Origin of the sequence: Mediterraneibacter torques (genome assembly GCF_044591705.1) — a bacterium.
In the GTDB taxonomy this organism is placed as follows: domain Bacteria; phylum Bacillota; class Clostridia; order Lachnospirales; family Lachnospiraceae; genus Mediterraneibacter; species Mediterraneibacter torques.
Genome location: NZ_CP172594.1, coordinates 1,178,100 through 1,201,072 on the forward strand (window position 1 = coordinate 1,178,100; position 22,973 = coordinate 1,201,072).

The following is a 22,973-nucleotide window of genomic DNA, read 5'->3' on the forward strand; positions in this document are numbered from 1 at the left end:
TCACATATGTTGTATATCATTCTATTTCTTATCAGTATCGCAGGAGGATATGTTGCGTTTCGCTACATTTCCCTTCTCCGTGCATTAAAACAGATACAAAAAGAGCTCGATGTCATACAGCAGGATCTCTCCAAAAATCAGATGATACATCTTCCCGTTCCGAACAATCGGTTAAAGGAACTTCTCATCACAATCAACTCTTTTTTAGATGAGCTTCACCATGAGCGCGCGCGTTATACAAAACAGGAAAAAGAATTTCAAAAACAGATTGAAAATATCAGTCATGACCTGCGTACTCCTTTAACATCCCTTCTCGGATATGTTAGACTATATAAAAAATCCCAGTCTTCCTATATCTCACAAAACGCTGAGCTTTCAGATACACTAGATGTCATTGAACGAAAATCAGAATCACTGAAAAACCTGATTACGCAGTTTTATGATTTTTCCCGACTTACAGCTCATGACTATACAGTAAATCTCATTAAAATTGATACTGTAAAATTACTGAGAGAATCTTTTGCAGACAACTGCCACATACTCGAAGAGACACATTTAAACGTTTCGCTTGATTTGCCGGATCGCCCAATATATGTGCTTGCTGACAAAACAGCTTTAGAACGAATCTTTTTTAATTTGTTTCAAAATGCCGGAAGATACGCACATACCTTTTTTCATATAACAATAAAAAACGAACAAAATTCCATTAAAATCTTGTTCGCTAATGACACATGTTCTCTTTCATCCGAAGATATTTCTCATCTGTTCGACCGCTTCTATATTCAGGAATCGGCGCGCAGTCAGGGCGGAACCGGACTTGGTCTTACGATTGCCAGATCACTTGCAGAAGAGATCGGCGGAGAGCTTTCTGTTTCTTCCAAAAAGTCAAACGGAAATAACTCTCTTCTCATCTCATTTACTTTGGCATTACCTTCTTGTTAGTTTCAAAACTTTTATACCGGATTTCCCTTTTGTAAATACATATCCGCGATCCCACCCTATAATGTACGTTTAAGAGTTATCGCTTTGTATAAATCAAATCCGTCATTCCATTATACGATTGTGTTTTGAGCAGCCTTAACTTAATTTCATGGTCAGTCTTTTCAAAAAGTCGAATGCCTGACCCTAAAATAGTTGGAATAACAGTAATATAATAACAATCAATTATATCTTCCCTGTTGGATAAGGGTTGCACCACCACATATCCAAATATCTTTCCCACTTTCCTCTCGTAGTTTTTTTACCAGATCAACAGAGCTTTCATTGGTAAAATTAATTTTATCAGAAGATGTTTTTTGATTATGTGTTACTACATAGGTTGTAAAATCATTATAAACCCATTCATTTGGCGAAAGTTCAGTAACAATTTGATGATAAGTATTCCACCCCATTATCACAGTATCAATATCTTTTGCAAATTCAGAATATGTATCAATGTTATCAGCGTCATCACCCTGTCCAACCAACCATTCAACACTGCCTTCACTGTCTGCGATATATCCGTCAAGGCTCATTGCTATAAACAAACTGACTTTTTTCATAGATCCTCCTTTAAATTCACAAACTGGGATTTTATTCTTTATCGTTCAAAAGTTTATTTACTCTTTCAACTGGAAATCTGTCTTCAATATCAATTATTTCAAACAAATTTAGTGGCAATTCTTTTTCATCAATTAGAGTAAGATATTCATTAACAGCTCTACGGTCAATCATAATTTTTCCATGACCAGCCCAATGTCGATTACTCTCCTTCTTTTTCAAACCAGAAATCCAGTATTCATCACCATTTTCAATGTCTATATAATTTGCGTAATTACCGTTATATTTCTGAAATGCATGGTTGTTAAAATAAATGGTTTTCTTGGTTTTTGAAGTTTTCACATACCCAATCCATGCTGAACCATCATCAGAATATCCTGTTTTCAGTTCAATATACATTAAATCTTTAATCATTTATATCATTTATATCATTTATATCATTCCTAAATTTAAATTTTTCGTGTTACCGGAATTTACAACTCTATTTCTTTATGAAAAAATCAATCTTACAATCAAAAGAAAAACAAAAATCCCAATGAAATAAGAAAGCCTCCATAAATTCTAATATTTATACCGCTTCTCTCAGTCGCTATGTCCCATTAGCTTGCAAATAATTCTTTTAATTCTTACAACAATTCCTCCAATACCTCCCAGCCTTGATAATAAAATGCCGAGAGCAAAAAATATTACTATAACGGTAGCCATATCCAAATAATTTTCGCCCATAATTTTTCTCCTTTACAATTTCAAATTTTCGTATTACCAACACCAAACAAATTCTCGTTTATACTTCAGATTTATAAGATTATATCACATAATTTAAGCTTTATATTTAATAAGTTTCACTGAGCATAGCTAAACTATCCATAACTTTTCAACGGGATATTTAATTTCTATTGTATCTTCAATCATTTATTTTTTCTCCCTGGTATGATTCAACTATATTTAAAATCATTTTTTCAAAAATGTGTGCATAATTCCATTTTTTGATGAACTATACCTTCTTCTAAAAAATCATCGGATGAAACTCTAAACCCAAATTTTTTATAGAAACCTACTGCGTGCTTTTGTGCATCTATACATATTTTTTTACACTTCAGCTTTTCTTTAATAGCAACAATACTTTTTTGCATCAATTCTTTTCCAAGCCCGTTACCATGCACTAATGTCAAAACTCTGCCAACCCGAACTATATATTTATTATCATCTTGACTAAACGCTCTTAAATAAGCAACAACTTTATTATCATCCATAATATAGCAGTGTAAAGAATTATAATCTATATCATCCATATCCTGACAATGAATATTTTGTTCTATAGTAAAAATTTGCGACCTTGATTTCAAAATTTCATATAATTCTTTTGTTGTTAATTCATCAAATGTTTTTGCAAAAAATTCCATTTACATATCTCGCTTTCAAATTCATATCTTCCGTTACTTTACAAGTTACAAATCTATCTCTTACTCGGAAAGCAATCTTTCAAGTAAAATCTTTCGGTTATTAATAAACATTTCGGTAACTTTATAACTCTGCGTATCTTCATATTCACATTTGTGTACTATTCCATCGTCAAATGATAAAATCTGTGCATCTGGTATTCCTAACAAAATAGGGGAATGCGTAACTATAATAAATTGTGATCCTTCTTTTGCACATGAATATATTTCCATAAGCAATGTTAATTGTCTTTGAGGAGATAATGCTGCTTCCGGCTCATCAAATAAATATAACCCATTTGGTCGCAGGTGATTCTGTGTGAGCGCAAGAAAGCTCTCTCCGTGTGATTTTTCATGGTATTTCTCTGATGGATGAGCCCAATCCGAATACTCCAGTTCTTTTGTTGCAACATTATAAAAGCTTTCTGCTCTAAGAAAATATCCCCATTTTGCTTTACGAAATCCTTTTGAAATTCTGATAGCATTATACAATTCAGAATGTGAATCAAAAGTCGAAAAAGAATAATTTTTAGTGCCGCCTTCCGGATTAAAACCGTATGATACTGCAAGAGCTTCTAAAAGCGTCGATTTACCACTACCATTTTCTCCGACAAAAAAGGTAATTGGTTTTTCAAAAACAACTTCTTTTAATTTATTTATAGCTTCAATTTCTCGTAAATAACTATCGTCCTCAATCTTATTCCAATCTATCGACAGGCTTTGTATAAATTGTTGATTCATTTGATCACCTCAAACTGATATAAAACATAAAAATCATTCTTTCGTTCTCTGACAAAGAATACGCATTCTTTTCCCGATAAATAATTCTATTACTTAATAAGTAATATTACCTTTTTATCTGTTCAGTTGCAATGGATTGTTCATTGAATTATTTTCTATTTTTTTCAAATATTGCTATCTAATTACTTGTCCGTTGTTTTCTTTTACTATATAACAAACCTGTCATCAGTAATGCACTTATCAAACAATCATATATCCCATTACATCATTTGTATCAGCCGTAGTTGGCGCTTTTTCTTTATTATTCGTATGATTATTCGGTTTTGATGTTTAATTTACATCCTTTTTCTCCAAACCGTTCGCTTTCGCAATCGCTGCATCTACAGCACTATAATCTGCTACTCTCAACAGTTCTTTTTCCATTGCCTTTTCCAATTTCTTTCGATTAAAGAAAAATAAATGTTTATGGGGTTCATTAGCTTTTATGTTTATAGTCGGACTGGCTTTTCCGCTGTTAAGATATAAGGATATGAAGCAGTCCGGATATATCAATAATCTTGACAATGGATTTTTTGCGCGCGCTTTGTTCATAGGAATTATTCTTGCTGTATTTTGCAGCCTTTTTATCGGTACAGAACATAATGATGGAACGATCAGAAACAAAATTATCGTAGGACAAAAAGAGAAACGATCTATTTATCAAATATGATAACTTGTTCTGTTATCGCGATTACTATGTGCATTGTGTTTTTTGTTCCATACCTTAGTGTTGGAATACCTTTGCTTGTTTTTTACTGCTGATGTGAAATTGATTATGCTCATAGGCGTAACCGTCCTTGTTTTATCAATTACATTTGCTTCACTTTTCACACTTATAACAATGCTCTTTCAAAATAAAGCTATTATTGCAGTGTCTTGTATTCTGCTTTCATTCGGACTATTACTTGCAGGGGCAATATGTAATAGAATGTTAGATGCTCCGCCAACTATTCCGGCTTACTCAATAGGAGAAAATGGCGAAACAACAGCTCAGGAAACAGAAAACCCAAAATATTCGGACGGAACAAAACGAGAAATTGTACAATTCTTTTATGATGTCAATCCAGGTGGTCAGGCAATTCAATGTTCAACAATGCAGCCTGTCAATTTAACACGATTACCTATATATTCCTTAGCAATAATTGTCCTTACAACCGGTGCAGGTGTTTGGATTTTCAAGAAAAAAGATTTAAAATAAAGGAGCGAACACATTATGTTATGGTTATGGCTTTTCATAAGTGGATTGATCTTAATAATTATCTTGCTACTCATCAAAATACATTTATTGCGAAAATCTGCACAAGAAATAGAAAGTTCATTTTCCGAAAAGCTCATAACCGATAGTAATACTTTAATTGATATTTCAAGCAATGATAAATATATGCGCCATTTAGCAAATGAAATAAATATCCAGTTACGAAAACTCCAAGCTGAACGCAGAAAATTTCAAAAAGGTGATTTAGAATTGAAGAATGCTGTTACAAATATTTCTCATGATTTACGCACACCGCTAACCGCAATATACGGCTACTTAGATTTACTTGAACAGGAAGAAAAAAGTGAAACAGTCAACAGATATATAGCCGTCATAAGAAATCGTACAAAAATGCTGAAACAGCTTATGCAATTTAAATATTCCGGCAAAAGTATCCCCTCCTCCGGTGTTGGGATACTTTTGTCTTATAAAAGCTAAAAATACAACATTTTTACCTATATTCGCGCTCATTTTTTCTATACATTTCTTCCGCTATAGATTATAATAAAAGGCAAGATGTTTTGAATTTATTATTTCAATATTTTATGTAGGAGGAAACCACGTATGAAACAAAAACTATATGACAAATTTGCAGAACTTTTCGGCGCTACGGATGATGCACATTTTTATTTTGCTCCCGGCCGCGTCAACCTTATCGGAGAGCACACCGACTATAACGGCGGTCATGTATTCCCCTGTGCCCTGACACTTGGTACATATGGCGTTGCAAGAAAAAGAGAAGACCGGCTTATGCACTTTTATTCCTGCAACCTTGACGAGATCGGCGTAGTAGAAACATCTCTGGACGACCTTACTAACAAGGATTGTTACGACTGGGCAAACTATCCGCTCGGAGTTGTATGGACATTCTCCGAAAAAGGCTACAAACTTGATACCGGATTTGACATGGTAATATGGGGGAATATTCCTAACGGTGCAGGTCTTTCCTCTTCTGCTTCTCTGGAAGTGCTGACCGGAGTGATCCTGACTGATTTATATGGAATTACCGATCTAAGTCCAATAGATCTTGCTTTATTCGGACAATACTCCGAAAATAATTTTAACGGCTGTAACTGTGGAATTATGGATCAGTTTACAGTAGCTGTCGGGAAAAAAGACAACGCAATATTTCTTGACACAAACACTTTGCAATATGAATATGCACCCATTCTTCTTGAGGACTCCAAGATCATCATTACAAACAGTAAAGTAAAGCACAGCCTTGTCACTTCTGAATACAATGTCCGACGTCAGGAATGTGCGGATGCGCTTAGCGATCTGCAAAAGGAACTGTCCATTTCTTCTCTCGGCGAGCTTACTCCAGAAGAATTTGAAGAGGCAAAGCACCTGATCCGGGATGAAGTTCGTGTAAAACGTGCCAAACATGCTGTTTACGAGAATCAGCGCACTATCGCCGCCGTCAAAGCTCTGAAAGAAGGCGATATTACAAAGTTCGGAGAATTAATGAATCAATCCCATGTTTCTCTGCGCGATGATTATGAAGTATCATGTAAAGAAATCGATCTGCTCGTTGATCTTTCATGGAATACCCCGGGAGTCATCGGCTCTCGTATCACCGGAGGCGGATTCGGCGGCTGTACCGTCAGCATTGTAAAAAATGAAGCCGTAGACAATTTTATTAAAAATGTCGGAGAGGCCTATAAAGAAAAATTCGGATATGAAGCTGAATTTTATGTAGTAGACATCGGTGTCGGCGCTTCCAGATTAGATGTATAATCTTCCGTAAAACAAACTTTTAAAAACACAAAAAACACACCTTGTACAAGATACCAAAACTCTTTTACCCGGTGTGTTTTTTTCTGCCTTTCACCTTGCTCAGCGGATCATCCGTCACTTCAGATATTCATGGACATTTTCTTTTGTGACTTTGGAATAGGGCAGATAAATGTAATTTTCATTAGTAAATTTTATTTCCTCCGCTTCTTTTCCGATTACCAATGCAGCTGAAAGCTTTGCTATCGCTCTCGCCTGTCCCTCTTTATCATTATATACCGTTCCCGCCATACTTGAATCTTCCACTGCCTTCAACCCCATATCCGTGCCGTCTATTCCTATAAATACCGGAAGAAGGGCCTCTGTATAATTCAAATTTTTATAAGCGTCCAACGCTCCCAGAGCCATGTCATCATTATTTGCCAACACAAGTTCTATCTTATTTTTATACTGCCCCAGCATCTGCTCCATCCGGTTCTGCGCCTGCGCCCGGTTCCAGTTCGCAATCTGGTAACTTAACTTTTCCAGTTCAATCCCATTTTTGTTAAGCGTATCTACCGCATTTTCTGTACGAATGATCGCATCCTGATGTCCCGCTTCCCCTTCCAGAACTACATACTGAATTTTTCCGTCCTTATTGTGATCTATCTGACTGTTTTGCCGTATCATTTCAACAGCCAGCTCTCCTTGCAGCACACCGGACTGCTTTGCATCTGCGCCAACGTAATAAAGCCTGTCCCACTGCCTCATATCTTCCGCAACCGGTTCTCTGTTAAAAAATATAATCGGCACATCATGTTCTTTTGCAACATCTATAATTTCCGACGGATCTGCCCGATCTACCAGATTCACACAAAGGACGTTGCATCCTGCATTTATCAGCTCTTTCACCTGGTCATTCTGCGTGCGCTGAGATCCGGCAGCATTTTTAACTGTCACAGTCGTCTCAACTCCATTCTTGTTGAGATGATTAAGTTCTTCTTTAAAACAGACAAGAAGTTCGCTTAAAAAGGTATCGTTTTGATCGTAACAGGTAACTCCGACATAAACCTTGTCTGACATGGATATTTTCTGCTTACCGCAGGCACACAAGAGTTGTATCACCATACATAAAACAATCGCTGCCGCTAATAGTTTCTTTTTTTTCATTCCTCCACCTCTGTTATAATCCTCATGTACTCTATACGCCTTACTGACTCATAGTGAACAAAACTTCTTGATTTTCTTTTGAAAACAGTGTCTCTCTGCGAACAGTCGAATATGAAACCGTGTTTCGTTCCGGCTTTTTCATGAAGCGCCGCAAACTGTCTGATAGTTCTGCCACACTCTGATATCCTCTGTTAAACTCATCCGGCACTACGAGACATTGTATCTCTCCTGTATCTAAATAATAGAAAGCTTCCATAGAATGTCCGATTCCATACAGAACCGCCCCATGCAGATTATTTGTCGAAGAACATTCCCCGGCTGCCACCAGACTTATATTATCTAATGTCATTATAAAATCCACTTTTTCGCTTTGTTCCATTGAATTTTTTTCCTTGTCTTCCGCAAAAGAATCCGATATCTGCCATAGAATATCCGCCTGTTTTTCTTCCAAAACCGCTCGAACCCCCTCTGCCCGTTCACTTATAGCTTCTGCGTTTTCTTCTCCCGAAACGAGCCCTATCTTTTTCCCTTTTATATTTCCGCCGCAGTCTTTTAATAATTCCTCTGCCAACGCTTTTCCCATGGCATAATTATCCGCTCCCGTAACCGGCATTTTCGTTTCTGTTCCATCAGAAGACGCAAGGCTTTCCACAAGCACAACAGGCACTTTCTTTTCGACTTCTTTTAGCATCTTTTCTGTTTTCTCTCCATTGGCAGGCTCTACAATAATTCCGGATGCGCCGTTTGCAATTTCTCTTTCTATTAAGTTCTCTTCTTCCTGTACACTCAGACTTCCCGCTGTACTTACCACAAATACCTCTGTCTTTTTATCTGCCGCCGCCATTTTTGCCCCATACTTAAATGCTGCCCACTGACTATCATCTGAATTCTGGATGATCACGGAAATTTTTTCTTGCTTTTTTTCATTTTTTTCCAAAAACATGAACATGACCAACACAAAAACCATAAGCCCCAGAAATGTTTCTACCAAAATAAATATCTTTTTGCCATTCTTCATCCTTATTCCCTCTGCGGTTCCTTTTTCTGTTCATTCTCTTTTTCGTGAAGGTTTCCTCCTTCCAAAGCCTTGCGGTTCTCTTCTGTATACAAAACCGCCGGGATGCAGATCGAGACAGTTGTTCCTTCATCCGGCTCGCTTTCCACGACTATACCATATTCTTTTCCAAATACAATCTTAATGCGGTTATTAACATTCACAAGTCCTACTCCCGAACCATGCTTATGTACTCTTTTCTCATCTGTCAAAAGCCGGCTCACTTCCTCACTGCACATACCGATCCCGTTATCTGTCACCGAAAGAATAATAAGCCCATTCTCCATCTTACCGCTGATTTTTATTTCACCGCAGTCATCTGTCCCATTGATTCCGTAATTGATCGCATTTTCCAAGATCGGCTGTAAAACCAGTTTTACAATACAAAATGCATAAAGAGAATCATCTACATCGAAAGTAACTGAAAAGGCATTTTTATATCGTATCTTCTGTATATTCATATAACTTCGGGCATGCTGCAGCTCATCCCGGATATTAATCACAGTATGCCCTTTTGATAAACTTATACGGAACAATTTTGCAAGCTGTGAAATCATAAACGCCGCCTCGTCGTTGCGTCCATCCTCGATCATCCACGTGATAGAATCCAGCGTGTTATAAAGAAAATGAGGATTAATCTGGCTTTGCAATGCATCCAACTCGCTTTTTCTACGTTCGTTTTGTTCGATAATAATCTCCTTCATAAGCTCATCTATCTGCTCATAAGATTTTTGGATAGAATATCCGAGATACCGGATTTCTTCCGCTCCTCCAATATATACCTCCGGCTTTTCACCCGCTTCATACTCCAGTACTGATGCGTTTAATTTCAAAATCGGGCTTGAGATTCTCGCTGAAACGACACGATTAAGCGCTACAAGTACCATTACCGTCAGAAGCATCAACAAAATAATAAAATATCGCACGTCGATCATCCCGTGTATAAATGCCGAATAAGGAATTACCCCCACCAGCTTCCATCCGGTATAACTGATAGTATTGACTATTACTTTCCGCCTCTCGCCTTTAAAATCATCTTCGTACACACCGTCCTTGTGGGAGGCTGCCAGACTGCTGTTTTCTCCGCTAAGACCGTTACTGATCTGTATCTGCCTCGGATGATAGATGATTTCCCCATTACTGTCGCACAGATAATAATACTCTCCATTGTTCAAAGTATTGATCTGATTCATCATTCTTGAAATATCCGCATAATCCATATCCACAAGCAGAACCCCCCAGTTAGACACTCCGCTGTCTGTAATTTCGATCATACGGCTTAAAGAAGTAACCCAATAATAATGCTGCGTTCCATCATCAAACAAATTTTGAATATGAGGTGTGGAAAAATGCATATTTTCCACTTCATCCAACGCCTGTATGTACCAGTCCTGCTGGGTTACGTCCGGATCTTCTTTTTGAGACGCTACCGGTTCTGCCGCCAATAAACTTCCATAATGATTATAAATTGCGATACTTCGAAGATTATCTTTATTTGCCTCATACAAAAGATTCATCCTGCTTTGAATCTCCTGTTTTTGTTTGGAGAAATCGCTCTCTTTTATAATATTGTAGTAAACGGTATCAGACACCTGTCTCATACTGACAAGATAATCTTCCAGACTCTCCCCCGTCTGTTCCATCAGCTTTTGGGTACTCTGCACAGTCTCTTCCCTTGATAACGTAGAAAACCATATATACATAACAAACCCGGAAATCAACATGATAGTGATGGAAACAAGCGAAAACACTCCCATCAGAGTCGTTTGTATCCCTTTTGGTTTTAAATTTGTCCATCCCCCATATTTTTCCCAGCTTCTCACCCGTTCCGTAATGCGGCTTTTTTCCGTATTTTGGTTTTCTCCTTGCATATCATACCCGCATTTACTTTTCAAATACTTGTTTTTCACTTTTTATATGCTCCGCTCTGTATTTTGACGGTGATACGCCAAACTTCCTTTTAAATACATAGCTAAAATAATTAGGATCTGTGTATCCTACTTTCTGCGCTATGACATAACTCTTTTCATTTGTTTCAATCAGCAGGCGCGCAGCCTGTTCCATACGGTAATCTGTCACATAACTGACAAAAGATTTTCCTGTTTCCTTTTTAAACACTGTAGAAAAATAGGAATTAGACACCCCAAGTCTTTCACAAATCTGAGCCAGAGACAACTGTACATCTGCATATTGACTGCGGACATGCTCCTTCGCTTTTGATACAAAGGACTGAGTTGATCTGCTCCTTGCCGTAACCAAATTTTCGCTGAAGCAAAGGCTGATATCCGTAAGCCATTTTCGCAGCGCATCGGGTTCAAGCTCAAGCAGCTTTCCATAGAGTATTCCGATATCTCCGCCTACCCCCTCCGCTGCAATATCATTATTTACAGAAAACCGAAACAAGGCGGTTACCAACTCCATGATCACCACATGATGCTGCTGCAATGATTTCAGCGGAAATGAAATGCTTTCTATATACTGATCTACCGCTTCTACAATCTCTTCTTCCGAATTCAAACGAATCTTTTTAAATAAATTCAACAATTCCATATCATTTGTAAAACAGGGCTCTCCCGACTCTTTAGGCGCGATTTCCTTAATGTTAATCGCCCTGGAAGCGCCGTAGACGGCACGATATGAAACCGCTTCACGCGCTGCGTTATACGATTGTGCCAAATCCAAAATCTGACTGCAGACCTGGCCTATTCCTACCGTGACAACAGTTCCCATCATGCGGTTTACATACTTACAAAAGCGGTCGCAGTCATCTGTCAGCTCCGCAATCTCATTTTCATTGTTTATCTGGGCAAACAGAACGCTGTTTCCAAGGTAGGGAAAACATTTTGCCTTCCATCTTTTCCCCAGACGGTCTTCTGCCTGTTTTTGTACAGACGCGGCTAAAAATAAGGAATTCATATTTTCCGGAATCTGACTGGACGACATATGAATGACCAGACAGCAGTATAATGGACCCGGAAGAGAAATCTGATAATCCGACAGGTATTTCTGAAGTTCATCCTCATGAATCCTTCCCTCTATCAGAGTAGAACAAAAATTTGCCTGCAAAAGAGGAAGGGACTCCGTATAATAATGTTCCAGCTTTTCCATGCTTCTTCTTTCACTTATCTCCTGATCCAGCTTTATTTTTAACTTTGTGAATATATTGATCAATTCCACAGAATTAACCGGCTTTAAAATATATTCCTCCACTTCCAGATGAACCGCTTCCTTTGCATATTCAAACTCATCAAAACCTGTAAAAAGTACGATCTTCATCGCCGGATACTCTCTTCTGATATGACTGCACAGCTCCATGCCGTCCATATACGGCATTTTAATATCTGTCATAACAACATCCGGCTGACTCTCCTCTATCATTTCCAGCGCCTTGATTCCATTATCGGCATATCCGACTACAGAAAATCCCAACTCTTCCCAATTAATTTTTCGGATAATAGCCTGTATTACTTCCTCTTCATCATCAACCAAAAGTATTGTATATTTATCCATCTTGTCTCCATATATATTATTCCGTTTTATTTTTCCTCATTATAACAAAGACATACATGCCTGTAAATACGACCTCATATTTTATCCGTCGTCTGTTCTTTCTGTCTTTTTAAACCGGCTCAGAATCACCGAGAACACCAAAGAGCACATTCCGGAATTATAAGCGATCGCCGGGATCTCAGGCAGACTCCGGCTTTGGCTCATCACCTATCCTAAAGCAGAAAGAGCCGACATAATGTCGGCTCTTTCCTTGATTTATCTTTATTTTTTCTGTACATATTTCAGACAATCCAGCGCTACCGCAACAAGAATGATAATACCTGAGAATACAAACTGAAGGTTTGTGTCAATTCCGAGGATCGTAAGGGAATATGTAAGCGCTGTGAAAATAAACACACCGACTACTACTCCCGAGATTTTTCCGATACCTCCGGTAAATGACACGCCGCCTACTACGCAGGCTGCAATCGCATCCATTTCCCATCCTTGTCCGTATGCGGCAGAACCTGAACCGACCATTCTTATACATTCCAGCCAGGAGCCGAATCCGTAAAGAATACCTGCCAGAATAAATGCTCCTACCGTAACGGCAAATACTGAAATACCTGACACCGACGCCGCTTCTGCATTTCCGCCGACCGCATACAAATTCTTACCAAAAGTTGTTTTATTCCAAATAAACCACACAATAAAGACTGCGGCTGCTGCCCATATGATAATTGTAGGGAATCCGTTTATCTTTGGAATAATCATATTCGGAATCGTCGGTTCGATAGCTCCGAAAGATACTCCTTTTGTAGCATATGTAACAAGTCCGAAGATCACGAGCATGTTTGCCATTGTCGAGATAAACGGGTGCATCTTAAACTTGGCAGTAAAAAATCCGGCGATCATTGTAAAGAATGTACACAAAAGTATACATATAACCAATGACAAGATTACACGCACAATGATAGGTGTTGACGTGAAATCAAATATATGTCCAAAAACTCCACCCGTATTAATTCCCTGATGCATAATAATCGTTGCCGTCGTCATTCCCATACCTACCATTCGCCCGATTGAAAGGTCTGTGCCTGCAAGAAGAATCAAACCTGCAACACCTAATGCAAGGAACATCTTCGGAGATGCCTGCTGAAGTACGTTCAGCACGTTATTATAAGTGAGCAAAGGCGCTCCCTTAATCATCGGCGTAATAATACAAAGCACAATAAATATCAAGAGAATAGCGATATATAATCCGTTCTGAAGGAAGAAATTTCTTTTACTGAACGTATATTTATAATTCTCCCATTTCTGCGCCCGCGTTTCAAGAAAAGTAAATTTTGACATACGCAGCAAATCAATCAGATGATACTTATAAGAATACGCCGCATGCCGTCTGTCCTTTATAGTCTGATAATCTTTTTGCAGTTCCATTTTCGCATCGAACAGCCTGTTCTTATAAACATATTTTTCATCCTTTATTTCCTGATGTTCTGAAAGTTTGGAAAGAATCTGCTGATGCTCTTTCTTCAGTTCTTCTACTCTTTTTTGATATTTCTCTTTCGCAAGGACTTTTTCCTGTGCGCAGCTTTCTTTAACAGGCACATAATATTCCTTGTCGAAATGTTCTTTCAAATATGCTTCCGCATCTGCAATCAGTTTTGAAATCCTGTCTTTATTCTTAGACTCTACCGCTTTTGCCTGCTGCAGTTCCCTGCGCATTCTCGTAAGTCTATCCTCTTTTTCACCTTTTGTAAGAGTGCGATCTCTCTTTACTCCGTCCATTGTGTTTTGCAGCGACAACACTTTATCCGTGCCGTCCACCCGGAGACCGTCAATCTGTTTTTGAATTGCACCGACGTATTCTTCTATCGGACGGCGAATCTGCATTTCCTGTTCCGCCGTCAGAACCTTACTGTTTCCATTAGCCATATTCATCATTCTCCCTCATTTTATAGGTATTTTGCGCTAAGTCTTAATAGTTCTTCCTGATTTGTCTCTTTTGTATTAACAATTCCAGAAAGATATCCATTTGACATAACGCCAATGCGATTTGTAATTCCCAGAATTTCAGGCATTTCAGACGAGACAACAATGATCGTCCTGCCCTGCTTTGCCATGTTGATAATCAGTTCATATATCTCATATTTTGCGCCGACATCAATTCCTCTTGTCGGTTCATCCATCATAAATACCTGCGGTTCTCTTTCCAGCCATTTTCCAAAAATAACTTTTTGCTGGTTTCCTCCGGAAAGATTTGAAATCATATCATTTGGTCCCATACATTTTGTCCGCATAGTCTTGATTTCTTCCGCAGTCGCTTTTTCCATTTTCGAATCAGAAAGAGCGATCCCTGATTTATACTGTTTCAAGTTTGCTATCGTTGTATTAAACGTAAGATCTCCCTTCAAAAATAATCCGTTTGCCTTACGTTCCTCCGTGATCATAGCAAAGCCATGTTCCATCGCATCTTTCGCACTTTCAAAGTTCATAAGATGATTATTAAAGTATACTCGTCCTGCCGCCCTGGTGCGCACTCCGAAAATCGTCTCCATAAGCTCTGTTCGTCCGGCTCCTACCAGACCATACAATCCGAAGATTTCTCCTTTTCTCACATCAAAAGACACATCTTTAAGATAAGGCTCGAATTTTGTAGATAAATGCTGCACGGACAAAACCACATCTCCCGGCGTATTATCCACTTCCGGAAAACGGTTTTCAAGAGAACGTCCTACCATTGCCGTAATCAGTTCATTCATATCTGTATCTTCCGTGCTCTTTGTCATAACCAGATTTCCGTCTCGAAGCACCGATATTTCATCACAAATTTCAAAAATTTCATCCATTTTATGAGAAATATAAATCAAAGCAATTCCCTGCTCTTTCAGCATTCTCATCATTTCAAAAAGTTTTTCTACTTCCTGCACCGTCAATGAAGAGGTAGGCTCATCCAAAACGATCACCTTGGAATTATAAGAGATTGCTTTTGCAATCTCGCACATCTGCCGCTGAGAAACCGACATATTACGCATCGGCTGAGACAAGTTGACTGTCATTCCCAATTTTCTGAAAAGTTCAGACGCCTCTTTTTTCATCCGGCCTTCATCTATTACACCGACCGCATTCACCGGATACCGTCCAAGAAACAAATTGTCAACTACATTTCTCTCCAGACACTGATTCAATTCCTGGTGAACCATAGCGATACCGTTTTCCAACGCCTCCCTCGGTCCGGAAAAACTTACCTCTTTCCCATCCAGGAAGATATTTCCTTCGTCTTTTTGATAGGTACCGAAAAGACACTTCATCATCGTTGATTTTCCAGCGCCGTTTTCCCCCATAAGCCCCATAACTGTTCCCGCTTTCACATCCAGATTGATGCGAGTGAGAACTCTGTTTCTTCCAAAGGACTTACTCATATCCCGTATCGATAAGACGATATTATCTTTCTTATCTGCCATGCTTTTTACTCCTATTATACTTTAGAATTTTTCTATCTTTACCCAAACGGTTGCAGTCCTTTTCCCACAGACAACTTTCTCTGACTGCCTGATCTCAATTACCGAAATCACCAAAAGGTACTCTCCGAGATCGCAGGCAGCCGCCATAGTCTCAGGCAAACCCGGACTTTAGCTTATCGCCGCCGCAAAAATATTAGGGAGAATTCCTTCTCCCTAATAGACCTGCTTATCCTCATTATTACTGAAGTAATGATGTATAGGAAGCCGCATTATCTGTTTTTACCATGTTAATCGCAAACGCATCATACTGGCTAGGATTTCCAAGACGGTTTGTAATATTGGACTCTGTCTGTCCGTCACCGCCGATATACTCAACGTCTAAATTAAGAAGATCATCATAGTTCTTAAGAAGCGGCTGGTATGTAGAACTTAAGAAGTTATCGGAAGCATTGTAAATGTTCAGCCATACTTTCTTTTTCGCATGTTCTTTCTCATCCAGCTGTTTGGATACCGGCTCATATACTTTTGTAGAATCTGTAAATTCCTGATAGTTATCAGCTGTAACCGCTACATTCAACGCATAGTAAGAACGCTGCTCTTCATTGTATGTATATACATCTTCAGACAAAACATTGCCTGCTTCATCTTCTGTACCGATACCTGTATCAATATCTACGCCATCAAGTGCATTACGGATAACACGCAATGTCAAATATGCCTGTACGTCTGCATGTTGGCTGATCGTTCCGCCGTAACCTTCTGCAATAGCAGCTACCGCGTCATTATTTGCATCGTATCCGAAAGTAGGTACTTTATTATCTTTTGACCATGCATTAAACATTGACATTCCCATTCCGTCATTGTTGGAAACTACAACGTCTATGTTTTCCCCAAATGAAGAGGACCATGTGCCGATTGAATTTCCTGCTGTAGCCGCATCCCATGTTGCTCCTGCAGAGTTCTTCATCTCCTGAGAAGCAAGTTCTCTTACTACATATTTCTTTCCGCCGGCTTCAATCGTTCCGTCCTTTACAGCAGTTGCAGTTCCGTCTGCATTTGTTCCGATCGGAGCGCTGTCGATATCTCCGTCTTTCTCTACGCCTGTACCAAGAGCTTTACGGACACCTCTTGTACGTGCGATAGAATCGTTATGTCCGATATCTCCGATAGCCAGAACATATCCGATCACTCCGTCACCGTTACGGTCAATTTTATCTATATTTTTTTCGATATAGTCTTTTACCATAGTTCCCTGAAGTTCAGCACCCTGATTTGCATCAAATCCTACATAATATGTATCTTTATTGAAGTTCAATGCTGTCATGTCCAATTCTCCCGTGGAACTGTTTGACGGCTGTCTGTTGAACCATACCAACGGTTTGTCCTTATTTGCCACTTCCGATCCGGAAGAATTATTTGACGCTGACTTTCCGCTGTCAGATCCTCCTCCACACGCAGTAACTGACAGTGCCATTACCGCCGCCATTGTGATTAAAGCTATTTTTCTCTTCATACATTTTCTCCCTTCTGCTCTTTTTCGCACAGATATTTTTTGTTGATAGTGACAGTTTATATGAATTCTTTTAAATATAACATAGAATATTTTTCTATTTATATTGAATTTTTTAAGATTTTATTAGTCATGTCTTATAATATTTGTCATTTTAGCTCTTATTTTCCCGTCATTTTGTACCCATCCTTTTTCAGTCAGACACAATCATCGAAATTTTTAAAAGGCACATTCCCGGATTACATTCTCCACTAATGCAAAAAACAGAAAGCCGCTGATATACCCCTTGGCAGCTTTCTGTTTCATATCTGTCTTTTCAATCTGTTTTTACTTCTTTATCAAAAAACGAAATGCAGTATGTGCGGTATATTTTTCACCTGCACGGTATACAGGACTTGGGAAATTCTCATGGTGAACCGCATCAGGATAACACTGTGTTTCTAAACAAACTGCGCTTCTTTTCCCATATACGACGCCCTCTTTACCTACTTCATTTTCTACAAAGTTCGCCGTATAAATCTGCATTCCCGGACGATCCGTGTAAGTTTCCATCACGATTCCGCTTTCCTCAGCCATAAGTTCCGCCACTTTCTCAAAGTTTCCTTTGTTTTTCAAAACCCAGTTGTGATCATATCCGTTTCCGAATCGAAGCGGTTCGTACTCTTCCTCGATCCTCTCTCCTATTTTTCTTCCTTCCCGAAAATCCATAGGTGTATTCTCCACCGGAAGAATCTCTCCTGTCGGTATTGACTGTGCATCCCCCGGAGTAAAATAATCCGCCTCCAGAGTAAGCGTATGCTGCAGTACACTTCCGCTGTTATGTCCATCTAAATTAAAATAACTATGATTTGTCATATTCAGAATCGTATCTTTGTCCGACAAAGCTTCATAAAAGATATCAAGCTTATCATCTTTATCAAGGCTGTATGTCACGTATATATCTGCCGTTCCCGGATATCCCTGATCTCCATCCGGACTATGAAGTTTAAAACGAACAGACGTCTCCGTCACCTCTTCCGTCTCCCATATCCTTATATTGTAGAAATCCATACCGCTGTGCAGATTATTTCCGTTATCATTCCCCGTCAAATGATATGTTTTTCCGTTTAATTCAAATTGCGCGCCGCCAATCCGGTTTGCATTTCTTCCTACAATCGTTCCGAAAAAGCACGTACCTGCCTCATAACCGGCCGCGTTTTCATATCCCAGAACAACGTCCGCCATGCTTCCCTCTTTATTTTTCACCTTCAAACTGACCAGTGTCGCTCCTAAGTCAGTCACTGCTGCCTCCATCCCGTTTTCATTTCTTATCACATAGAGACTCGCCTGATTTCCTTCCTTCGTACACCCAAAATTTCTCGTCATTTCCATTTCCTTCCTTTCTGCTGCGTTTTCGTTACTTTCATCCGCTTCACTTTATATGGATGTTTATAGTATTCTGCCCCGCATTCTTCTGTTTTCATTATATAGTCAGCATGTTCCGATAGCAAGAGGATATCAAGAAAGAAAAAACAAAGTCTCTCTCATCCGTTTTAACTTCATATTAACGGAAAACTGATATGAATACTAAACCAGTCACCCTTCATCTGCGCGCTGATTTCTCCACTCATTTTCAGTACAAACCCTTTTGTAATAGAAAGGCCGAGTCCTGTCGAATTTTTGCTTCTTGCTTCATCTGCTTTATAGAAACGTTCAAAGACTCTTTGAAGATCGATCCGATCCGGATATTCCACTCTATTTTTAAACACTAGCTTCGCTCTGTTTTCCTTCTTTTTCAGTTGAATCTTCAATTCTTTATTTCCATGATCCAACCCGTTTTTCACAATGTTTTGTATAATCCTTCTAAGCGCCTGTCCATTCCCCATGATCCAAACAGGCGTATCTGTCAAGTCAAATTCCGGAACAATTCCCCTTTCTGCCCATTCATCATAATATGAAAACACTGTTTCTTTCAGAATCTGAGTTAAGTTTTGTCGTTCTTTTTTCAATTCATACGTTTCATTTTTTAACTTTGTATAAGTAAACAGCTCTTCCAGCATCTCTTTAAGGCTTTCGATTCGTTCCTCTATGATTTCGATATAACGCTTCCTGTCCGCTTCAGACGAACAGGTTTCCAGCAGTTGAAAATATCCGTCCATTGATGTCAGGGGCGTCCTTATATCATGCGATAAATTCGTATATGTATCAGCAATCATCCGTTCTTTTTTTACATATTGTGCAGCTTCTTCTTTTCGTTCTTTAATCATCTCGTTCAGAAGATCTGTCAACTCTTTAATATTTCCCAGCTTAATTTCTTTTGTGATGAGCATATTGCTCTCATGCTCTCTCAGAAAACGCAATTGGCGGCAGATATCTTTTACCTGCCGCATATAACTACCCAATATACAAATCAATGTAATAATAACTCCGACCAAAATCCCAACTATAACATACATGTTAAATATCTCGTTTCTTAAACACAAAACTTCCCAAACAGACTGCGGCTGCCACAAATGCAAATCCAACCAGCAAAGAAGTAACCGCCATTTCCGATGTAATCTCTGTTCCAAGAAGCGTAATCTTCCCGCTCACAGTATAATTGATCATATGAAAATTTTCCAGTCCGACTTTTGCAAGCATACGATCAATAAAACTATAAAAAATAATAAGTGCATTCATACACAGACAAATACCTATCACAATGCTGACTACATTATTTCTGATCACAAGCGCAATACACATTACGATCATCAAAAGAGCAAAATGCAGTATCGTCTGAAGAAGAAAATAAAGCGCAAATGCTCTTTTATCTCCCAGTATAACTTCATGGAAAAACAATTTGTTTGCCACTGCCTGTACAATGAAGAACAACATCATCGTCAATACTGTATAAAGGAACAAACATACGGCTTTGGCACATACGATCAAACCTCTGTTTTTCACTTGACCTGCTATATTTTTCACAAATCCGCTCGTTACATCTGCCGTAGAATACAGGATTGTAAAGATGATCATAAACACCGCAACGGCCTTTCCTTTTATATTTGCAAAAAACATATCGAAAACAGAAACCTGTTCCCCCGGTTTTGTCGGAGGCGTCACATCCATTCCAAGATTCACCTGACCGCTTTCTTGTTCTTCCATTGCATATTCATAATTCTGCTGCCGATCCTCAAGCGAATATGCATCCATTTCACCCGCTGTAAGCGCTGTTGTCACAATCATAAGAACAGCAAAAATTGTCCAGATTACATAGAGGCTTTTTGTTTTAAACATACGGAACAATTCCATTCGTATCATATTAAGCATTGCAGGCACCTCCTGTCAGATTCAGAAAATAATTTTCAAGTTCTTCGCTTGTAATTCCAATCCCTCTCACACTGACACCTGCTTTTGCAAGTTCCATATTCACAGCTGCGCTTTCATCCAGCCTTTCGTATATGTGGATCGTATTCTTGTCTGTCACCTGATAGTTCTTAAATCCCATCTGATCCAGCACCGGCAGCGCCTGTTTTGGGTCATCGAGAAAAATCTCCATCCTTTCTCCACAGCGCTGCATCAACTCTTCTTTCGTAATTTCCTGTACGAGAGTTCCGTTATGAATAATTCCATAATGGGTTGCGATTTTAGACAACTCTTCTAAAATATGACTGGAAATAATGATCGTCATATTCTGCTCATCTCGAAGTTTGAAGATCATATCCCGGATTTCCGCGATTCCCTGTGGGTCTAATCCGTTAATCGGTTCATCGAGCAGCAGCAGATCCGGCTCTCCGACAAGAGCCATACCGATCCCGAGTCTTTGCTTCATTCCGAGCGAAAAATGTTTTGTCTTTTTCTTTCCCACATTAGACAGGCCAACTGTTTTTAATATATTTTCAATGTATCTTTTGTCATTGATCCCAAACAATCGGCATTTTACCGCCAGATTATCATAAGCAGACATATTTCCGTATAGTCCCGGCGACTCAATCAGACAGCTGATCCTTGAACGTACGTTTTTCAACTGAGCATTCTTATATCCGAACATTTCAATCTCACCCGAAGTCGGTTGTGATAAACCGCTTATCATTTTCAAAAATGTCGTTTTCCCAGCTCCGTTTCTTCCGATAAAGCCGTAAATCGAACCTTTTTTCACATGAAGATCAACATGATCTACCGCCTTATGATGACCGAATTGTTTTGTCAATCCGTGTGTAGCCAATAAATATTCACTCATCTTTTTTCTCCTTTTCTTTTCTTTATCTGCTCTCATTCTATAAACAAATTGCTAATCAATCGCAAATAAAAAGTAAAAAAAGAGTAAAGATTACGGATGAAGCCTGTACCCGATCCCCCATACAGTTTCAATATATTCTTTATCTGTCACAGCCTTGATCTTCTTGCGGATATTACTTATATGTACGTCTAGCGTCTTTGTCTCTCCCATATATTGCTCTTCCCACGCATATTCAAACATTTCTTCTTTGCTGAATACTTTTTTCGGATGTTTTAACAACAGCTCCAATATTGAAAATTCCTGTTTTGTAATATGAGGCAATTCTGTATTTCCCACTTTTACAGTAAAATCACCCTTATTAAGTTCCAGCTCCTGATAAGTAAATCGGTGTTCCTCCTCTTTTCTCCCTGTTGTTTCTGCCCTTCTGATCTGCACTTCCACTCTGGCAGTTACTTCTTTAATATCAAACGGCTTTGTCACATAATCATCCGCTCCGCCGCGCAAAAATTCCACTTTATCATCAATCGTATCTTTTGCTGTTAGAATGATCACCGGGGTATTTCCTTTCTTTCGAATATCTCTAAGTACTTCTTCCCCCGGAATTCCCGGAAGCATTAAATCAAGAAGTATAACCGAATATCTTTCCCCCTGTAAAATCATTCTTGCTTCCGTACCTGAGAACGCCTGCGTACATATATACCCTTCTTTTTCTAATGCTTCTTTTAAAAGTCCGTTAATATTTACATCATCTTCTACGATTAATACTGAATTTCTATGTTCCATCTCCATCCTCATTTATGTAACAGATGTTTTTATTCCTCTGTTTTCATACGCCTTGTTTATATTTTCTCCGGATTCATATAAAAGTCATTTATTTTATCCATAGCATACAATATTCTTTTTCTCCGGTTTCCGCATCTTTTCCTTCTCTTTGAATACAAAATCCTTCCCTTTCATAAAATTGTACTGCCCTTTTATTTTTTACATATACGTTTAATTCTAATCTTTTTCTCTTTTGTTTTACAAAATCAAGAAGCTGCTTTCCGATACTTTGGGAGCGAACGTCTCCTCTGACAAAAATCCCCTCCACATAATCTTTATCTAATCCGATAAAGCCGAGAATTCCGCCTGTTTCATCAAATATCTCTTCCATCATGTCTTCTGTCTCGAAAACATAGATTTCTGCCTGCAAAAACATCTCTTTAACCGCATCTTTGTAACCTTCCCAATAACACGGATCAATAAAATCATGCGCTTCTTTATTCGCGGCAAGCCAGATTTTCACTGCCGCTTCCAGATCCTGTCTTTGAAATTTTCTGATCACGTCTTTCTCTCCTGCATCTTATCTTTTTATTCTCC

The 22,973-nt window shown here is 38.7% G+C and carries 22 protein-coding genes and 1 pseudogene; 5 read left to right on the forward strand and 18 right to left on the reverse strand.

The features are described 5' to 3' along the window. Positions 1-6 precede the first annotated feature (6 nt). Positions 7-942 carry a sensor histidine kinase KdpD gene (locus tag ACH9UM_RS05415; protein ID WP_009319819.1) on the forward strand — a complete coding sequence of 312 codons (936 nt, stop codon included), beginning with the start codon at positions 7-9 and terminating at the stop codon, positions 940-942. Positions 943-1,018: 76 nt separating this feature from the next. Here the strand turns inward: ACH9UM_RS05415 and ACH9UM_RS05420 are convergent. The 5 genes and pseudogenes from ACH9UM_RS05420 to ACH9UM_RS05440 form a co-directional block, all read right to left on the reverse strand. Next, positions 1,019-1,541: pseudogene (locus tag ACH9UM_RS05420) on the reverse strand (dihydrofolate reductase family protein). Positions 1,542-1,572: 31 nt separating this feature from the next. Then, positions 1,573-1,953, reverse strand: coding sequence for a mannose-1-phosphate guanylyltransferase (locus ACH9UM_RS05425; RefSeq protein WP_400092182.1), 381 nt, complete (start codon positions 1,951-1,953; stop codon positions 1,573-1,575). Positions 1,954-2,121: 168 nt separating this feature from the next. Next, positions 2,122-2,265, reverse strand: coding sequence for a hypothetical protein (locus tag ACH9UM_RS05430; RefSeq protein WP_004845805.1), 144 nt, complete (start codon positions 2,263-2,265; stop codon positions 2,122-2,124). Positions 2,266-2,498: 233 nt separating this feature from the next. Beyond that, positions 2,499-2,942: a GNAT family N-acetyltransferase gene (locus ACH9UM_RS05435; RefSeq protein WP_004845804.1), complete on the reverse strand. Its 444-nt coding sequence runs from the start codon at positions 2,940-2,942 to the stop codon at positions 2,499-2,501. A 60-nt stretch (positions 2,943-3,002) separates the two neighbouring features. Continuing rightward, on the reverse strand, positions 3,003-3,719 hold the full coding sequence (locus tag ACH9UM_RS05440) for an AAA family ATPase (protein WP_004845803.1): 717 nt from the start codon (positions 3,717-3,719) through the stop codon (positions 3,003-3,005). A gap of 529 nt (positions 3,720-4,248) precedes the next feature. Here ACH9UM_RS05440 and ACH9UM_RS05445 point away from each other — a divergent pair. The 4 genes from ACH9UM_RS05445 (at position 4,249) to ACH9UM_RS05460 (ending at position 6,750) form a co-directional block, all read left to right on the forward strand. Then, on the forward strand, positions 4,249-4,428 hold the full coding sequence (locus ACH9UM_RS05445; protein WP_227182373.1) for a hypothetical protein: 180 nt from the start codon (positions 4,249-4,251) through the stop codon (positions 4,426-4,428). A gap of 105 nt (positions 4,429-4,533) precedes the next feature. Then, complete coding sequence (locus ACH9UM_RS05450; protein WP_004845800.1) at positions 4,534-4,956, forward strand: hypothetical protein; 423 nt, start codon at positions 4,534-4,536, stop codon at positions 4,954-4,956. A 15-nt stretch (positions 4,957-4,971) separates the two neighbouring features. After that, the gene (locus tag ACH9UM_RS05455) at positions 4,972-5,451 is read left to right on the forward strand and encodes a histidine kinase dimerization/phospho-acceptor domain-containing protein (protein WP_004845799.1); all 480 of its coding nucleotides are present in this window, start codon (positions 4,972-4,974) and stop codon (positions 5,449-5,451) included. Between the two features lie 126 nt (positions 5,452-5,577). Continuing rightward, positions 5,578-6,750 carry a galactokinase gene (locus tag ACH9UM_RS05460; RefSeq protein ID WP_004845798.1) on the forward strand — a complete coding sequence of 391 codons (1,173 nt, stop codon included), beginning with the start codon at positions 5,578-5,580 and terminating at the stop codon, positions 6,748-6,750. Between the two features lie 114 nt (positions 6,751-6,864). On the opposite strand, the gene ACH9UM_RS05465 is transcribed toward ACH9UM_RS05460, so the two are convergent. The 13 genes from ACH9UM_RS05465 to ACH9UM_RS05525 form a co-directional block, all read right to left on the reverse strand. Then, positions 6,865-7,896, reverse strand: coding sequence for a galactose ABC transporter substrate-binding protein (locus ACH9UM_RS05465; protein WP_004845797.1), 1,032 nt, complete (start codon positions 7,894-7,896; stop codon positions 6,865-6,867). A gap of 40 nt (positions 7,897-7,936) precedes the next feature. Further along, entirely contained in the window at positions 7,937-8,914 is a 978-nt protein-coding gene (locus ACH9UM_RS05470) for a substrate-binding domain-containing protein (RefSeq protein ID WP_004845796.1), read from the reverse strand. A 2-nt stretch (positions 8,915-8,916) separates the two neighbouring features. Continuing rightward, complete coding sequence (locus ACH9UM_RS05475) at positions 8,917-10,821, reverse strand: sensor histidine kinase (RefSeq protein WP_004845794.1); 1,905 nt, start codon at positions 10,819-10,821, stop codon at positions 8,917-8,919. Between the two features lie 13 nt (positions 10,822-10,834). Further along, positions 10,835-12,460: a response regulator gene (locus ACH9UM_RS05480; protein ID WP_004845793.1), complete on the reverse strand. Its 1,626-nt coding sequence runs from the start codon at positions 12,458-12,460 to the stop codon at positions 10,835-10,837. Positions 12,461-12,721: 261 nt separating this feature from the next. Next, complete coding sequence (locus ACH9UM_RS05485) at positions 12,722-14,377, reverse strand: ABC transporter permease subunit (protein ID WP_009242220.1); 1,656 nt, start codon at positions 14,375-14,377, stop codon at positions 12,722-12,724. 20 nt (positions 14,378-14,397) lie between these two features. Beyond that, positions 14,398-15,906 carry a sugar ABC transporter ATP-binding protein gene (locus tag ACH9UM_RS05490; RefSeq protein WP_004845790.1) on the reverse strand — a complete coding sequence of 503 codons (1,509 nt, stop codon included), beginning with the start codon at positions 15,904-15,906 and terminating at the stop codon, positions 14,398-14,400. Positions 15,907-16,144: 238 nt separating this feature from the next. Then, complete coding sequence (locus ACH9UM_RS05495) at positions 16,145-17,419, reverse strand: substrate-binding domain-containing protein (RefSeq protein ID WP_004845788.1); 1,275 nt, start codon at positions 17,417-17,419, stop codon at positions 16,145-16,147. Positions 17,420-17,743: 324 nt separating this feature from the next. Next, positions 17,744-18,787, reverse strand: coding sequence for an aldose epimerase family protein (locus tag ACH9UM_RS05500; RefSeq protein WP_004845787.1), 1,044 nt, complete (start codon positions 18,785-18,787; stop codon positions 17,744-17,746). A gap of 167 nt (positions 18,788-18,954) precedes the next feature. Further along, the gene (locus ACH9UM_RS05505) at positions 18,955-19,851 is read right to left on the reverse strand and encodes a HAMP domain-containing sensor histidine kinase (RefSeq protein WP_238102296.1); all 897 of its coding nucleotides are present in this window, start codon (positions 19,849-19,851) and stop codon (positions 18,955-18,957) included. A gap of 1 nt (position 19,852) precedes the next feature. Next, positions 19,853-20,704: an ABC transporter permease gene (locus ACH9UM_RS05510; protein ID WP_004845784.1), complete on the reverse strand. Its 852-nt coding sequence runs from the start codon at positions 20,702-20,704 to the stop codon at positions 19,853-19,855. Beyond that, positions 20,697-21,614 (reverse strand): ABC transporter ATP-binding protein, encoded by a 918-nt coding sequence (locus tag ACH9UM_RS05515; protein ID WP_009242221.1) that lies wholly within the window; start codon positions 21,612-21,614, stop codon positions 20,697-20,699. The genes ACH9UM_RS05510 and ACH9UM_RS05515 overlap by 8 nt, the downstream gene beginning before the upstream one ends. A 90-nt stretch (positions 21,615-21,704) precedes the next feature. Next, the gene (locus ACH9UM_RS05520) at positions 21,705-22,397 is read right to left on the reverse strand and encodes a response regulator transcription factor (RefSeq protein ID WP_009242222.1); all 693 of its coding nucleotides are present in this window, start codon (positions 22,395-22,397) and stop codon (positions 21,705-21,707) included. An 88-nt stretch (positions 22,398-22,485) separates the two neighbouring features. Then, a complete protein-coding gene (locus ACH9UM_RS05525; protein WP_009242223.1) occupies positions 22,486-22,938 on the reverse strand; it encodes a GNAT family N-acetyltransferase in 453 nt (150 codons plus the stop codon). Positions 22,939-22,973 lie beyond the last annotated feature (35 nt).

Excerpts from the sequence above, each read along its gene's own strand:
- ACH9UM_RS05440 (WP_004845803.1), bottom strand. The coding sequence starts at position 3,719 with ATGAATCAACAATTTATACAAAGCCTGTCGATAGATTGGAATAAGATT.
- ACH9UM_RS05515 (WP_009242221.1), bottom strand. The coding sequence starts at position 21,614 with ATGAGTGAATATTTATTGGCTACACACGGATTGACAAAACAATTCGGT.
- ACH9UM_RS05455 (WP_004845799.1), top strand. The coding sequence starts at position 4,972 with ATGTTATGGTTATGGCTTTTCATAAGTGGATTGATCTTAATAATTATC.
- ACH9UM_RS05415 (WP_009319819.1), top strand. The coding sequence starts at position 7 with ATGTTGTATATCATTCTATTTCTTATCAGTATCGCAGGAGGATATGTT.
- ACH9UM_RS05475 (WP_004845794.1), bottom strand. The coding sequence starts at position 10,821 with ATGCAAGGAGAAAACCAAAATACGGAAAAAAGCCGCATTACGGAACGG.
- ACH9UM_RS05520 (WP_009242222.1), bottom strand. The coding sequence starts at position 22,397 with ATGGAACATAGAAATTCAGTATTAATCGTAGAAGATGATGTAAATATT.
- ACH9UM_RS05425 (WP_400092182.1), bottom strand. The coding sequence starts at position 1,953 with ATGATTAAAGATTTAATGTATATTGAACTGAAAACAGGATATTCTGAT.
- ACH9UM_RS05470 (WP_004845796.1), bottom strand. The coding sequence starts at position 8,914 with ATGAAGAATGGCAAAAAGATATTTATTTTGGTAGAAACATTTCTGGGG.
- ACH9UM_RS05500 (WP_004845787.1), bottom strand. The coding sequence starts at position 18,787 with ATGGAAATGACGAGAAATTTTGGGTGTACGAAGGAAGGAAATCAGGCG.
- ACH9UM_RS05445 (WP_227182373.1), top strand. The coding sequence starts at position 4,249 with ATGAAGCAGTCCGGATATATCAATAATCTTGACAATGGATTTTTTGCG.
- ACH9UM_RS05505 (WP_238102296.1), bottom strand. The coding sequence starts at position 19,851 with ATGTATGTTATAGTTGGGATTTTGGTCGGAGTTATTATTACATTGATT.
- ACH9UM_RS05480 (WP_004845793.1), bottom strand. The coding sequence starts at position 12,460 with ATGGATAAATATACAATACTTTTGGTTGATGATGAAGAGGAAGTAATA.
- ACH9UM_RS05465 (WP_004845797.1), bottom strand. The coding sequence starts at position 7,896 with ATGAAAAAAAAGAAACTATTAGCGGCAGCGATTGTTTTATGTATGGTG.
- ACH9UM_RS05430 (WP_004845805.1), bottom strand. The coding sequence starts at position 2,265 with ATGGGCGAAAATTATTTGGATATGGCTACCGTTATAGTAATATTTTTT.
- ACH9UM_RS05435 (WP_004845804.1), bottom strand. The coding sequence starts at position 2,942 with ATGGAATTTTTTGCAAAAACATTTGATGAATTAACAACAAAAGAATTA.
- ACH9UM_RS05510 (WP_004845784.1), bottom strand. The coding sequence starts at position 20,704 with ATGCTTAATATGATACGAATGGAATTGTTCCGTATGTTTAAAACAAAA.
- ACH9UM_RS05495 (WP_004845788.1), bottom strand. The coding sequence starts at position 17,419 with ATGAAGAGAAAAATAGCTTTAATCACAATGGCGGCGGTAATGGCACTG.
- ACH9UM_RS05485 (WP_009242220.1), bottom strand. The coding sequence starts at position 14,377 with ATGGCTAATGGAAACAGTAAGGTTCTGACGGCGGAACAGGAAATGCAG.
- ACH9UM_RS05450 (WP_004845800.1), top strand. The coding sequence starts at position 4,534 with ATGCTCATAGGCGTAACCGTCCTTGTTTTATCAATTACATTTGCTTCA.
- ACH9UM_RS05490 (WP_004845790.1), bottom strand. The coding sequence starts at position 15,906 with ATGGCAGATAAGAAAGATAATATCGTCTTATCGATACGGGATATGAGT.
- ACH9UM_RS05460 (WP_004845798.1), top strand. The coding sequence starts at position 5,578 with ATGAAACAAAAACTATATGACAAATTTGCAGAACTTTTCGGCGCTACG.